Origin of the sequence: Collinsella sp. TM05-38, assembly GCF_003466445.1 — a bacterium.
Lineage (GTDB): Bacteria > Actinomycetota > Coriobacteriia > Coriobacteriales > Coriobacteriaceae > Collinsella.
Genome location: NZ_QSPM01000016.1, coordinates 1 through 14,104, shown reverse-complemented (window position 1 = coordinate 14,104; position 14,104 = coordinate 1). Strand labels below are relative to the sequence as shown.

12 protein-coding genes and 2 tRNA genes are annotated in these 14,104 nt (G+C 60.4%); 3 read left to right on the top strand and 11 right to left on the bottom strand.

The window, feature by feature from the left end; genetic code table 11:
* Positions 1–4,698, bottom strand: coding sequence for a glutamate synthase large subunit (gene gltB, locus DXD49_RS08635; RefSeq protein ID WP_117794742.1), 4,698 nt, complete (start codon positions 4,696–4,698; stop codon positions 1–3).
* 522 nt (positions 4,699–5,220) lie between these two features.
* On the opposite strand from gltB, the gene DXD49_RS08630 reads away from it, so the two are divergent.
* Positions 5,221–6,477, top strand: coding sequence for an Nramp family divalent metal transporter (locus DXD49_RS08630; RefSeq protein WP_117743043.1), 1,257 nt, complete (start codon positions 5,221–5,223; stop codon positions 6,475–6,477).
* Positions 6,478–6,744: 267 nt separating this feature from the next.
* The gene (locus DXD49_RS08625) at positions 6,745–7,827 is read left to right on the top strand and encodes an IS1595 family transposase (RefSeq protein ID WP_158553197.1); all 1,083 of its coding nucleotides are present in this window, start codon (positions 6,745–6,747) and stop codon (positions 7,825–7,827) included.
* Between the two features lie 71 nt (positions 7,828–7,898).
* Here DXD49_RS08625 and DXD49_RS08620 read toward each other — a convergent pair whose 3' ends face one another.
* The 7 genes from DXD49_RS08620 to DXD49_RS08590 form a co-directional block, all read right to left on the bottom strand.
* A complete protein-coding gene (locus tag DXD49_RS08620) occupies positions 7,899–8,393 on the bottom strand; it encodes a nucleotidyltransferase domain-containing protein (RefSeq protein ID WP_117635919.1) in 495 nt (164 codons plus the stop codon).
* 390 nt (positions 8,394–8,783) lie between these two features.
* Positions 8,784–8,927 (bottom strand): rubredoxin-like domain-containing protein, encoded by a 144-nt coding sequence (locus tag DXD49_RS08615; RefSeq protein WP_035137395.1) that lies wholly within the window; start codon positions 8,925–8,927, stop codon positions 8,784–8,786.
* A 90-nt stretch (positions 8,928–9,017) separates the two neighbouring features.
* Complete coding sequence (locus DXD49_RS08610) at positions 9,018–9,521, bottom strand: flavin reductase family protein (protein WP_117743517.1); 504 nt, start codon at positions 9,519–9,521, stop codon at positions 9,018–9,020.
* Between the two features lie 231 nt (positions 9,522–9,752).
* A complete protein-coding gene (smpB, locus tag DXD49_RS08605; RefSeq protein ID WP_006235325.1) occupies positions 9,753–10,223 on the bottom strand; it encodes an SsrA-binding protein SmpB in 471 nt (156 codons plus the stop codon).
* Entirely contained in the window at positions 10,213–11,130 is a 918-nt protein-coding gene (locus DXD49_RS08600) for a hypothetical protein (RefSeq protein ID WP_117794741.1), read from the bottom strand. The genes smpB and DXD49_RS08600 overlap by 11 nt, the downstream gene beginning before the upstream one ends.
* A 97-nt stretch (positions 11,131–11,227) precedes the next feature.
* Positions 11,228–11,304: transfer RNA gene (locus tag DXD49_RS08595), tRNA-Glu, on the bottom strand.
* A gap of 17 nt (positions 11,305–11,321) precedes the next feature.
* Positions 11,322–11,395, bottom strand: a tRNA-Gln gene (locus DXD49_RS08590).
* Positions 11,396–11,671: 276 nt separating this feature from the next.
* On the opposite strand from DXD49_RS08590, the gene DXD49_RS08585 reads away from it, so the two are divergent.
* Complete coding sequence (locus tag DXD49_RS08585; protein WP_117794740.1) at positions 11,672–12,082, top strand: hypothetical protein; 411 nt, start codon at positions 11,672–11,674, stop codon at positions 12,080–12,082.
* Positions 12,083–12,154: 72 nt separating this feature from the next.
* On the opposite strand, the gene DXD49_RS08580 is transcribed toward DXD49_RS08585, so the two are convergent.
* The 3 genes from DXD49_RS08580 to DXD49_RS08570 form a co-directional block, all read right to left on the bottom strand.
* On the bottom strand, positions 12,155–12,514 hold the full coding sequence (locus DXD49_RS08580; RefSeq protein ID WP_006235321.1) for an arsenate reductase family protein: 360 nt from the start codon (positions 12,512–12,514) through the stop codon (positions 12,155–12,157).
* Positions 12,515–12,606: 92 nt separating this feature from the next.
* Positions 12,607–13,659, bottom strand: coding sequence for a MupG family TIM beta-alpha barrel fold protein (locus DXD49_RS08575; protein ID WP_117794739.1), 1,053 nt, complete (start codon positions 13,657–13,659; stop codon positions 12,607–12,609).
* Positions 13,660–13,776: 117 nt separating this feature from the next.
* Positions 13,777–14,037 carry a hypothetical protein gene (locus DXD49_RS08570; protein ID WP_233541782.1) on the bottom strand — a complete coding sequence of 87 codons (261 nt, stop codon included), beginning with the start codon at positions 14,035–14,037 and terminating at the stop codon, positions 13,777–13,779.
* Positions 14,038–14,104: the final 67 nt, after the last annotated feature.

Genomic DNA, 14,104 nt, shown 5'->3' with positions numbered 1-14,104 from the left:
TTACGCCTCCTTCTTGGTCGAAGCAACAGAGCTGGCAGCCACGGACGCAGCGCCCGCAGCACCGCCCACAGCATCGAAGCGAGCAGCATCCGCGGCACTCGCGCGACCGGTCACGATGTCAAACGCCAACTCCTCGCCCTGCGCATGCGTCTTGCCGACGGCCTCGGCGGCGGCGACAATCGCCAGCACGCGCTCGTACTCGGTCGGGATGACCTTCACAAAGTGCTTGCTCATCGTCTCAAAGCTGTAGAGCAGCTTAATACCGCGCGGGCTCTGCGTCGCGTCCACGTGCTCCTGGATGAGCGCACGAATCTGCGCCAGTTCGTCGGCCGTCGGGGCCTTGAGCTCAACGCTCTCGTGGTTCACACGGGCATCGAGCGTGCCGTACTGGTCAAAGACATAGGCCACGCCACCTGTCATGCCGGCGGCGAAGTTCTGCCCGACCTCGCCCAGGATGAGCGCCAGGCCGCCCGTCATGTACTCGCAGCCGTGGTTGCCGCAGCCCTCGACCACCACGGTAGCACCGGAGTTGCGCACGCCAAAGCGCTGGCCGGCCAGACCGTTAATGAAGCCGCGGCCGCTCGTAGCGCCAAAGAACGCAACGTTGCCCACGATGATGTTCTCGTCGAACTTGAAGGTCGCATGCGGGTTGGGGCGCACCGACACCTCGCCGCCCGAAAGGCCCTTGCCAAAGTAGTCATTGGCGTCACCGCACACGTTGAGCGTAATGCCGCGCGGCAGGAACGCGCCAAAGCTCTGACCAGCCGATCCATCGCAATCGATGGTGATGGAGCCGGCGGGCAGGCCCTCGGGATGCGCCTTGGTCACCGCGTTGCCCAGAATGGTGCCAACGCAGCGGTTGACGTTTGCGATATCGGCGCGGAAGCGAATCGGACGCAGGTGCGCACGAGCATCGGACGTGTAGGGCACAAACAGCGTGGAGTCGAGCGTCTTGTCGAGCTCACTGTCGGCAGCCATCTGCGGCAGGAAGTGACGACCGTCGGCACCCGGAATGTGGGCACCGAACTCGCAGGTCGCGCTCGCCAGCACGGGCGACAGATCGAGCAGGTTGGCCTTGCGGTTGCCCGGGACCTCGATCTGGCGCAGGCACTCGGGATGGCCGACCATCTCGTCGACGGTGCGGAAGCCCAGGCTCGCCATGACCTCGCGCAGCTGCTCGGCAACAAAGAGCATAAAGTGCTCGACGTGCTCGGGCTTGCCGCGGAAGCCACGACGCAGGCGGCAGTTTTGCGTGGCGATGCCGGCCGGGCAGGTATCCTGCTGGCAGTCGCGCTGCATGAGGCAGCCCATCGAGATGAGCGGCATGGTCGCAAAACCAAACTCCTCGGCACCCAGCAAGCAGGCGACGGCGACATCGGTGCCGTCCATGAGTTTGCCGTCGGCCTCGAGCACCACGCGCGAGCGCAGGCCGTTTTGCAGCAGCGTCTGCTGGGCCTCGGCAAGGCCGAGCTCCAGCGGCAGACCCGCATGCCAGATAGAGTCGCGCGCAGCGGCACCCGAGCCGCCATTGTGGCCGCTGATCAAGATCTTGTCGGCAGCACCCTTGGCCACACCGGTGGCGATGGTACCGACGCCGGCCTCGCTGACCAGCTTGACCGACACGCGCGCGCCGGGGTTGGCGTTCTTAAGGTCAAAGATCAGCTCTGCCAGATCCTCGATGGAATAAATATCGTGGTGTGGCGGAGGCGAGATCAGGCCGATGCCGGGCGTGGACTGACGGACCTCGGCGATCCAGGGGTAGACCTTCTTACCGGGCAGGTGGCCACCCTCGCCGGGCTTTGCGCCCTGGGCCATCTTGATCTGAATCTCGAAGGCGCTGCACAGGTAACGGCTCGTCACGCCAAAGCGCGCGCTTGCCACCTGCTTGATGGCGGAGTTCTTGGAGTCGCCGTTGGCCAGCGGGGTCTCGCGACGCGGGTCCTCGCCGCCCTCACCCGAGTTGGAACGTCCATGCAGGCGATTCATGGCGATGGCCATGCACTCGTGCGCCTCTTTGCTGATGGAGCCGTACGACATGGCGCCGGTGTTAAAGCGGCGGACGATGTTGAGCGCGGGCTCGACCTCGTCGAGTGGCACCGAAGTGCGGCCGCTGGCATTAAAGTCCAGCAGGTCGCGCAGACGCACGGCACGACCGGTGCGGTGCAGGCGGGCGCTGTACTCCTTAAAGGTGTCGTAGCTGTCCTCGCGACAGGCAGTCTGCAGCAGGTAGACAGTCTGGGGGTCGATCAGGTGATCCTCGCCGCCGAGCGGGCGCCACTTGGTCAGGCCCAGTGTGGGCAGCTGATCGGGAGCCGGGCTCTTAAGGATAGCGAGCGCGGCGTCGTATCGCTCGTTTTGCTCGCGCTCAACGTCCTCGACACCCATACCGCCCACACGGCTCACCGTGCCGGCAAAGTACGCGTTGACGAACTCCGGCGTAAAGCCCACGGCCTCGAAGATTTGCGCGGAATGATAGCTCTGCACCGTGGAGATGCCCATCTTGGACATGATGGAGACGATGCCGGCGGTCGCAGCTTTGTTGTAATTGGCGATGCCCTGCTCGGCCGTCACGTCCAGATCGCCGCGCGCAGCCAGATCGCGGATGCACGCATGCGCGTTATACGGATAGATGCCGCTCGCGGAGTAGCCCACCAGTGCCGCAAAGTCGTGCGGGGACACCGCGTCGCCGCACTCCACCACGATATCGGCAAAGGTGCGCACACCGGCGCGGATCAGATGGTTGTGCACACAGCCCACGGCAAGCAGCGAGGGCACGGGTACCTCGCCCGCTCCGGCGCGATCGCTCAGCACCACGATGTTCACGCCGTCGCGGACCGCAGCCTCAACGTCCTCGGCAAGCTGCTTGAGCGCAGCCTGCAGCGCGCCCTCGCCGGCATCGCGGCGGTAGACGGCACGGAAACGGCGGGTCTTAAAGCCCACACGGTCGATGGCACAGATGCGCTCGAACTCCTCCTCGTTGAGCAACGGGCGCTCCAAGCGCACCAGCTGGCAGGCCGTGCGGGAGTCCTCGAGCAGGTTGCCGTGGTTGCCCAGGTAGAGCGTGGTCGAGGTGACCATGTGCTCGCGCAGGGCATCGATCGGCGGATTCGTGACCTGGGCGAATAGCTGATAGAAGTAGTCAAAGAACGAACGCGTCTTCTTGGACAGGCAGGCCAGCGGTGCATCGATACCCATCGAGGCGAGCGGGGCCTTGCCCTGCTGGGCCATAGGGCGCACGACCTCGTCAACATCATCCCAGTGATAGCCAAGCTTGGCCATACGCACGGCGGCAGGCACCTCGGCGTCCTCGGCGGGTGTTGCCGCAACGGGTTCATCGAGCGCGTCGACGGTCAGCGTCTCCTCGGCAATCCAATCACGGTAGGGCTTTTCCTTGGCGTAACGGGCGCGCAGCTCGTCGTTGTAGATCACGCGGCCGCGGGCAAAGTCGACCTCGAGCATCTGACCCGGTCCCAGGCAGCCGCTCGTCAGGATGTTCTCGGGGCGCACCTCGATGGTGCCCACCTCGCTCGCCAGCATAAAGCGGCCGTCGCGCGTCACGTAGTAGCGAGCCGGGCGCAGGCCGTTACGGTCGAGGGCGGCACCCAGGGTACGGCCGTCGGTAAAGGCGATCGCCGCCGGACCATCCCAAGGCTCCATGAGCATAGACTGGTAGGCGTCGTAGGCGCGACGCTCCTCACTCAGACTATCGTTGTGGTCCCACGGCTCGGGCAGCAGCATGGATGCGGCACGCGTAAGCGGACGACCGTTCATAACCAAAAACTCGAGAACGTTGTCCAGAATCGCGGAGTCGGAACCCTCGCGGTTGATGATGGGCATCACGCGCTCAAGATCGTGCTGCAGCACGGGACTGTACAGGTTGGGCTCGCGGGCGCGAATCCAGTTGACGTTGCCCTTAAGGGTGTTGATCTCGCCGTTGTGAATGATAAAACGGTTGGGGTGCGCACGCTCCCAGCTGGGCGTGGTGTTGGTGGAGTAGCGCGAGTGGACGAGCGCCACAGCCGTCTTGACGGCGGCGTCGTTAAGATCAATGAAGAAGCGGCGCATCTGCGTGGCGACCAGCATGCCCTTGTACACGATGGTGCGCGAGCTCATGGAGCACACGTAGAAGATCTTGTCACGCAGAGCGAACTCAGCGTCGGCCTTCTTCTCGATGGTACGGCGGCACACGTACAGGCGGCGCTCGAAGGCATCGCCGGCGGGCGTGTCGTCCGGACGGCCCAGGAAGGCCTGCAAGATAGTAGGCATGCAGGCGCGGGCCGTCTCGCCCAGGTCGTGCGGGTCGACCGGTACCTCGCGCCAAAAGAGCAGCGGCACGCCGGCCTCGGCGCAGCCCTCCTCAAACACGCGGCGGGCATCCTCTACGCCCTTGTCGTCCTGCGGGAAGAACAGCATGGCCACGCCATAGTCGCCCTCTGTCGGCAGAATCTGGCCGCACTTTTGAGCCTCTTTTCGAAAAAAGTGATGCGGAACCTGGAACAGGATGCCGGCACCGTCGCCGGTGTTCTTCTCGAGTCCCGTGCCGCCGCGGTGCTCCAAGTTAACCAAAATGGACAGCGCGTCGTCCAGAATCTGGTGATGGCGCTCGCCGTTGATATCGGCAAGCGCGCCGATGCCACATGCATCGTGGTCGAATTCGGGGCGATAAAGGCCCTGTTGCTGAGCGGAATCTGCCTGCATCGCGATCCTCCCCTAGATATAAGACAGTCAGTTGAATAGGCATACTAGGAGCATCGCCGGCCCGCTGTGTTTCCCGCCCGTTTCGAAACAATCGCGTAACGCACGCCCTACGAGTGGACACCGCCGACCTCAAGGGCGACAACAAGGGCCCCAAGTTCGGCCTGTAAGCTCACCGCTTCAAACATCTCAATCTGTAACAGGAAGACCCAATTTCGACGGCTTACTGTTACAGATTGAGATGTTTTCGAGAGACAATTCCGAATGTCTCAATCTGTAACACGAAGGGCCGGCTTTGGCGGTCAGCTGTTACAGAACGAGATTTTCCATAGGACCATTTCTTCCTGTCTCGATCTGTAACACCTAGGCCCAATTTCCATCCCCAGTTGTTACAGATCAAGACATTTCGGCAGCCCCCTTTCACCATCCTATTCAAATACGGCAATTTTATTAGTCTTGGTTAACTTTCGAGCCTAAAACGGGTATCCTTTGTGGCGTCAAACAAACGGCACGCAGGAGTGCACCATGATCGACCAGCTCAAACATCACTTTGGCTCCCCGCGCACCGGCGGCCACGGCGGACTCGACATCGCACGGCATATCGGCCCCGGGCTGCTCGTGACCGTCGGCTTTATCGACCCGGGCAATTGGGCCTCCAATATGGCCGCCGGCTCGCAGTTTGGCTACGCGCTGCTGTGGATCGTCACGCTGTCCACGATCATGCTCATCATGCTGCAACACAACGCGGCTCACTTGGGCATCGCCACGGGCATGTGTCTTGCCGAGGCCACGACGCGCCACCTGCCCCGCCTCGTCGGGCGTGCGATACTCGGCAGCGCGTATCTAGCCACGGTCGCCACCGCCATGGCCGAAGTCCTGGGCGGTGCGATCGCACTTCAAATGCTCTTTGGCCTGCCCGTACGTGCCGGCTGCATCATCGTGGCGGCGGCATCGATTGTCATGCTCATGACAAGCTCCTACAAACGCGCCGAACGCTGGATCATCGCCTTCGTGGGCGTGGTGGGACTTTCGTTTTTAGCCGAGCTTGCGCTGGTCAAGGTCGACTGGCCGCAAGCCGCCACAAGCTGGATTACACCCAGTATGCCCACCGGCTCAGTCGCGATTATCGTAAGTGTCCTAGGCGCGGTCGTTATGCCCCACAACCTCTTCCTGCACTCCGAGGTCATCCAATCCATGCACTTCGAAGGCCAAGGCGAGCAGGTTATCGAAGAACGCCTGCGCTACGAGCTCTTCGACACGCTCTTTTCGATGGGTGTGGGCTGGGCAATCAACTCGGCCATGGTCATCCTGGCCGCAACGACCTTCTTTGCGCACGGCATTGTCGTAGACGACCTCGCCGTCGCAGCGGCCACGCTCTCCCCCATTCTGGGCCCGGCAAGCTCGACCATCTTTGCGGTGGCACTGCTGTTTGCGGGCATATCGAGTAGCGTGACGGCGGGCATGGCGGCGGGCACCATCACCGCGGGCATATTCGACGAGGAATACGACATCCACGACCGACATTCCTCGATCGGAGTGGCGGCCTGTTTCGTCGGCGCAGTGGCGGCGTGCCTGGTCGTCCCGAATCCTTTTGAGGGTCTCATTTGGAGTCAGGCACTGTTGTCGCTTCAGCTGCCGATTACGGTCTTTGTGCTCATACGACTCACCAGCTCGCCCCGCGTCATGGGCAAATACGCCAACTCGCGCCCGCTCAACGCGTTGCTCGTAGGGATCGGTGTCATCGTGACGATTCTCGACATCGTGCTGCTAACGGGGATGTAATGGGATGGCGTGACTGTCCAGATATAACGTCTCAATCTGTAACAAGTGAGGCCGCTTGGAGCCCTTAGATGTTACAGATTGAGATTTTCTGAGAGATAGTTTCAGTTTGTCTCGATCTGTAACAAGTGGACCCAATTTCCTCGCCCAGATGTTACAGATCGAGATATTTCGTTGTGTTAGACCACTTTGGATAAGTGTCCTGCACGCAGTACACGCGACGGGGCCCCGGTTGCGACAATTCCATCATCAGGAGAGATGGAGGTTGCAATGGAAGACGTGCTCACCCAGCTGACGAGGCAGTTCCTCCCGCAGATGACGGCTGCCGAGAAGAGCAGGGTCCTGAGATCGCTCAAGGCGCTGATAGACGCGGAGCTTTTCGAACTCGCGGCAAGCGAGGGGGCGGAAGACGATCCCGACAGAGCCTGCCCCTGGTGCGGCTCCCCGCATTACGTGAAGAGGGGGCGAGACGGGCGCGGCCGTCAGCGGTTCCTCTGCCGAGGGTGCGCCAGGACCTTCACCGACGCCACCATGCGCATCTTCTCCACCACCAAGCTCGACAGGTCGGCCTGGATGAGGTTCGCGGAGTGCCACGTGGACATGCTCCCGCTGCGCGAGTCGGCGGAAAAGTGCGGCGTGTGCCTCAAGACGGCGTTCTTCATGCGCCACAGGCTGCTCGAGGCCATGGCCAAGCGCATGCCCGCCTTCCGCGTGGAGGCCGGCGGCGGGGCCGAGCTCGACGAGTGCTTCTTCAGGGAGAGCTTCAAGGGAAACCGCTCCAGGTCGGAGTCCGGCATGCCCAGGAAGCCCCGCACAAGGTCGCAGGGAACCGACGGGCACGAGAAGATATGCGTGCTCACCGGCATCAACGACGCCGGCGACATCTTCTACGAGATCGCGGGGAGGGGCGGCCTCGACGAGGCGGCAGCCAGGGAGCTGCTCGCCGACAAGCTCGCGGTCGGCGCGATAATCTCGACGGACCGTGCGCACGTGTACCGCCGCGTCCTGCCCGCCCTCGGCGTCGGCGCGCACATCGCCAGCAAGAGGGAGGAGCACGCCATCAACAGGGTGAACAGCCTCCACTCCCAGATGAGGCACTTCATCGGCAGGTTCCGGGGTGTCTCCACGAGACGCCTCGAGAACTACCTCGCCTGGTTCAAGTGGACATGGTGCTTCAAGGTCCGCAGGAGCGCGGACGAGCTCGCCGAGCTCATAGTGAGGCAGGCAGCCCGCGGCACGTACGAGAAGACCTGGCGCCAGTACAAGGTGACCCCCTATCCGTTCTACGAGTACTGGATCAAGCAGGCGAAATGGGACTCGCGTGCGCGGAGGGCCATATACGGCGTGGCGTGATGTCCAGGGCGGTCTGGCGCAGCGCATCTGCGGCAAGCGCTGAAGTCGTGCCCCGATGCAAATAGCAACAGCTAGCGATATTCTTCGGGAACGTCGAAACCGTACTCACGGCATAGGAGCATGACATCGTGGGCGTCGTGCTCGTCATGCTGATAGCCCAAGTGAAACAACAGCTGGCTTTCGGGGTCGATGCACGACACCTCCACCTCGCCGATGCGCCCCCTCCCCGAAAAGACCTCCCCGGGAAAACGATCTCCCTGATACAGAATATCGCCATTCTCGGCGAAATCGAAGCAATGCAGGTCGACGATGCGCCCCGCCTCGTCTTGCCACACCGTGTGATCTTCGGTGGTGAAAGATGCAGCCACCTCGGAAAACCCCTCATCAGCAATTAGATCCACGAACCTTTGGTAATCCCCGCGCTGAACGAACAGGTCGATGTCGTTATGAGCCCTGGTCTCACGCCCGACAAGCGCATCGACGCCCCAGCCGCCATCAAGGTATACGCCAATGCCCGCACCTGCGGAAAGGCCGATTATCCAACACGCATCATCCTTGGTGACCATAGGAGCTCCTTCGCTTTCGCCTGCTATCTAAGCAAGAAAGATTATAGGAAAAGTCCCAGTATCCAAAGCGGTCTAACACAACGAGATATTTCTTCAGCCCCAACCTTTTGTCTCGATCTGTAACAAGTAGAGGGGGTTTACGTGCCTAAATGTTATAGATTGAGATTTTGAGAATGATGGTTTTGGTTTGTCTCGTTCTGTAACAGGAAGACCCGTTTTGAGCCGTTAGATGTTGCAGGTTAAGACAAAAGGTCGGCCGGACTCACAACAGACAGGATCGGCTATAGCAGCCGTGATCCCTTGGGGACGGAGGAAAAGGGCCCCGGCCGGGATATCCGACCGGGGCCCTTGGACAGAGCTATATGTTGCTGCAAGTCGTGTGTCTACGAGCTACTCCTCGACGAGCTCAAACTGATCGGGACCGACGCCACACACCGGGCACACGTAATCCTCGGGCAGTTCGGGCGTGTCGACCTCTACCTCGTAACCGCAAACGGTGCACACGAACTTGTACGTCTTCTTTTCCTCGGCCATGATGTTCTCCTCTCGAACGTGGCTGCTGATGTACTTTGCTTAATTAGTATATATTCTTAATAATATAATGCAAGAAGTTTTACCGCATTTCTACCCTTGGTACGAAGACGCCTTGGGCGGCGTCTTGCCCTTCAGGACCTTATGGTAGTAATCGTAGGTGAGCGGCGTCTCGTCGCTCAGGCGCTCGGCATCCTCGACCTCGCCGATAAACAGTAGATGCGTGCCCACATCCACTGTGTCGATCAAACGGCAGCTAAACAAGGCTGCCGCATGCTCGGGAACATAGGGCATGCCCAGTGCGGTCTCGCGCGTCTCGTACTTGGCAAATTTGTCATAGTTGCTGCTGGTACGGAATCCAAAGTTACCAATGTAGGGCATATCGGCCGTCTGATCGATCACGGTCAGCGCAAAGGCCTTGGCAGACGAGATAACGCTAGACGTGACATTTTCCTTGTTCACGGCAACCGAAATGCGCGGCGGCGTGGACGTCACCTGCACCGCGGTGTTGATAATGCAGCCGGCGCGCGACCCATCTGCCGCGGCACTCACCACATACAGCCCGCACGGCATCGTAAAGAACGCAGTTTTATCCAAAACGACCACTCCCCTAACTCGGAATTGAGCCTTGCAGATGTATATACCCCCAATGAGACATATGTGTCAGAACGGTAAGAAAAATGAGACACACGCAGCTGCGGTGAAAAGTCCCTGTTTAAGCCTGGATACCCAACAAACAGGAACTATTCCACCGCAACTTGCGAGGAGCAGACCGGGAGTACGACAACAGTGATGGATGAATATCCCTCCCCGACCGGATATCAACTCTTAGCGATTACGCTCCTTAAGCGCGCGATCGATTTCGCGCTGAACGTCACGTTTGGCCATGTCCTCGCGTTTGTCGTAGAGCTTTTTGCCACGGCCCAGGCCCAACAGCAGCTTAACGCGACCATCGGTATTAAAGTAGAGCTCGAGCGGCACCAGTGCATAACCGCGGTTGCGTAGTTTGCCGTCAAGAAAATCAATCTCCTTGCGATGCAGCAGCAGACGGCGCCGGCGATCGGGATCACGGTTCCACACGCCACCGTGACTATAGGGATGGATGTGCAAACCCACCAGCCAGCACTCGCCGCCGCGAATCAGCGCAAAAGTATCGGTAATCTGACAGGCGCGCTCGCGAATCGACTTGACCTCGGTACCGCTCAACTCAATGCCGCATTCGAACGTCTCGTCGATAAAGTACTCGTGATGCGCCGAGCGATTCTTGGAAATGAGCTTGCGCTCGCGCTTACTGGGCATCGCCGGCCTCCTCGGCGTCATCGGCTTTCCCGCTCGCGGCCTCGCGTTTGGCCTTGCGCTCGGCGTTGAGCTCGGCATCGCTTTCGCGCACCAGCTTAATGATCGCCGCACATGCCTCCTCGCCCACCAGGTCGCGGGCACGGACCGTCAGGCGCGTAGCCTCCTGCTTGTCGCCGTCGCTCGCAGCGTCGGTCGCACACATGATCAGGCAGATGGCGATCTCGGCCGAAGGTGAGGTCGGCACGCCCTGCAGGGCGAGCTCACCCATCACGTGGTCGTCGCTCTCATCGGCGGCATCAGGATAGGTGGTATGGATCTTATTGAGCAGGCGCGTCGTATGCGCATCATTGGGCGCCAGGCGCAGCGCCAGACGCGCGCAGCCCACGGCAGCCGAAATGTTCTCGGTCTCGGGCTCCAAGAAGTACTGACCCAAGTTGGTGTAGGCGCGTGCGGCGCACTTACCGTCGCTCGAGCGCTCCAGCACCGAGAACGAGAGCGATGCCCACTCCTGCTTGTCCTCGAGCGCACGGAACAGCTCGGCCAAGTCCAAGCGATAGTTGCAGTTCATGGGATCCCAACGCACGGCCTGCATCAGGGCATTCCGAGCACTCACATAATCCTGCTGGCGGATGTAGGCAAACGCCATGTCGGAGTACAGGCGGTCAAAGGGAACCTCGACCTGCACCAGCTCGCGCGGATCCTTCTCCACGCGGCGATAGGCCAGACGCTCAAACTTACTATCGAAGCTAAAGTACTGGCGCTTCTCCTCCGTCTTGCACTCAGCGTCGATATACTCCTCGGCGAGCTCAACCAGACGCTCCAGCAGCGGCGTCGCCGTAGCCAGGTCGCCCTGCGCCAGATAGTTCTCGGCATACGTGATGTCTTCCAAGCTGATAGGCAGGTCCATGACAACTCCTCGGTCCGGGCGGCAGACTCAACGCGCGCCTTAAATATCGGTCAATACACAAAACCCGGGTCTCTTACGAGGCCCGGGCGTTCAATTTTGGTAGCCCGTACCAGATTCGAACTGGTGATCTCCGCCTTGAGAGGGCGGCGTCCTAAACCGCTAGACGAACGGGCCATATGTAGCAAATGCAATGGCTGGGATGGAGGGAGTCGAACCCCCATTGACGGAACCAGAATCCGCTGTCCTGCCATTAGACGACATCCCAATGATTGCATCGCTGCGCTCGGCTGTGCCTTTGCGCAAGAAAGAAATATACGGGAAGTACCGCCGTGACGCAAGCCCCAATTATGACTTTTTTAAAATTCAGCCAAATTGGCCTAATTTAGTCCAACCCGTGAAGGACCTGTGAAGCCGACCGCTGCACACGAAGGGCAAAACGCCGCAAGCGGTAGCCGTCAACCGTTGGCAGATTCTACCGCGAAAACGATAGCACCAGGCAACACAATCGAAGTATCAATGATCGCGTAGATATCGAGGCGCCGTGGACGAAGAGCTTGATTACCTATGGGAGACCCTGGGCCTCGAGATCACTGCTGACCTTTGGCCCGAACGGGACAAGATCCATCCCACACTGCGCCCCGCCATCACGGTGATGCGGGCAAACTACCGCCGCGCCTCATTTTTGATCATGCGGATGTCATGGCACGCGGGACTCCCCGACCTTAAGCGAATCCAGGCAAGCCTCGTCGAGCTGTCCGGTATGCCGACCGTCATATCCGAGGCGCACCTGGAGCAGCGCCAGCGCGAGCGACTGCAACAGCAGCGGATTCCCTTTATCTGCCCCGGCGTTCAGGCATATCTGCCCTTTATGGACGAGGAGTACTGGAGCGGCAAGCCCAACAAGCACGTAAAGGTCTACGATCCGCACGAATGGGCACAGCTCGAGGATTGAGCCGAGCGAGCCCGCCGATGGAAAACACGTCCCGCCCTGAGCACTCAAAACGGGTCGCACTTTCCGCAGCCGCTACAGCAACGCCTCGGCCCAAGCCGCTTCCCTAAAGCCGGGGATCGCAAAGTCGTCGCCCACCAGCAGCGGACGCTTGACCAGCATGCCGTCGGTCGCCAGCAGCTCGTAGCACTCCCGATCCGTCATGCCCGCATCCAGACGCGCCTTCAGGCCCAGCTCTCGATATTTCATGCCCGACGAATTGAAGAAGCGCCGCACCGGCAGCCCCGAACGAGCAATCCAGGTCGCAAGCTCATCAGCCGTGGGATTGTCCAAAACGATATCGCGGTCGATATACTCTACCCCGTGTTCGTCCAGCCATGCCTTAGCCTTCTTACAGGTCGAGCACTTGGGATATTCAACAAATAGTACGGTCATGAGAATCCTCCGAATAAAGATCGGCCAACGCAGGCACACGCCACACGAGGCGCCTTCGCACGATGGCCCAATTGTAGCCCACGGATTACACGCTAAACGAACCGTACCCCGAATCCGCGTTTGATGAACGGCAGCAGCTCCATTGCCTCGGGCTTGATATGGCCCGCAACGTTCATACGCTCGTCACCGGGAAGATCGACCCGAGCAATCTCAAGCTCGCCTTCGTAGCGCCCATAGCCGCTATTGCTCACAGCGATCGACCCCGCCTTTCGCGGCAGGCCGGCTCCGGCATCTGTCGGCACGGAATCCGGCTTATGCGTCGTGCGCGACTCCTGAGACCTAAAGATGAGGACGCTCGAATCGGGCCGGTCGTGATGAATCTGCCCACGTACATAGGCATAACTGGACTCAAGCTCGCATTGCAAGTCCACGTATCCGGCGGAAACTTGAGCAAACTGCGCCCAGCCCGCATCGGAAAGATCGGGGTCGCCGACCAACACAATGTCGCAATCGGCGCCATGTGCGAGCTCAAGCATGTTGAGGGCAACCTTTGACGCGCGACCGCGCTGCGTCTCAACCGTCGGCAGCCCCTCGAATACCGGCCCGCGAACGTTAGCATCACCCGGCACAAAAGCCATGATTTCGAATCCAAGCGCCGCAAGACGAAGATTCACCCGAGCAATGTCCTCCAGAGCTAAGCCGGTATAAGGCTTGGGGTAAAAATTGTGGCAGGCGGCAAAACGAGTCACATCGGCACCGGCCTCACGCCACGATGCGATTTCATCAGAACTCACCGTCGATGCATTGACCACAATGCGAAATACACCGGACAGCTCCGCGACCCGCTGGGCGCTAAAGCCATAGTCCAAACGAAGGTATTCCAACCCCAGATCGCGCAGGTCCTCGATGCGCTCAAGCCCGAGCAAATCGCACGTGCGCGGCCCCACATCGGCAATGAGCGCAATGCCGCGGGCGGAAAGCAGCGACAGCACATGACGGACCTTATCGGCATACGCCGCTCCCCCATCCTCGGGAATATGCAGTGAGGTAAACGCATAGCGCGCACCCGCCGCAGCACCACGCTCAATCGTCCGCTCAATATCCTGCAGAGGGCTGGAAAGATAAATCGAAATACCCGTTTTCACGCTTCAACGCTCCTTTAAAAAAGGCCGGCGGAGCAGTTAGCCCCGCCGGCACAACCATAGCATCAAGAAATCTGCCGCGCGCCGCGAGCTCTGAGCAACACGGCTCGCGATATCAAACTACTCGCCAAAGAACTCGTTGATCTTCTGCTCGTCGACGCCAAAGAACCACGTCAGGACAAAGCCGGCGGCATAGGCAAGCAGCATAGCGGCAACGTAGCCGAGCTGCTGGCCAGGAACGACGATCAGCAGGCCAAACAGACCGGAAACGCCCTGAGAAACCGTGCCGATGTGAAGCAGCGCCGCGAGCGCGCCACCAAATCCGGCACCCAGGCAGGCCGTCACAAACGGGCGAACGAGCGGCAGCGTAACAGCATACATCAGAGGCTCGCCCACACCCAGAATTCGGCTCTTCGGTGGTTTCTGTGGGAGAGATTCCGGCATAGGC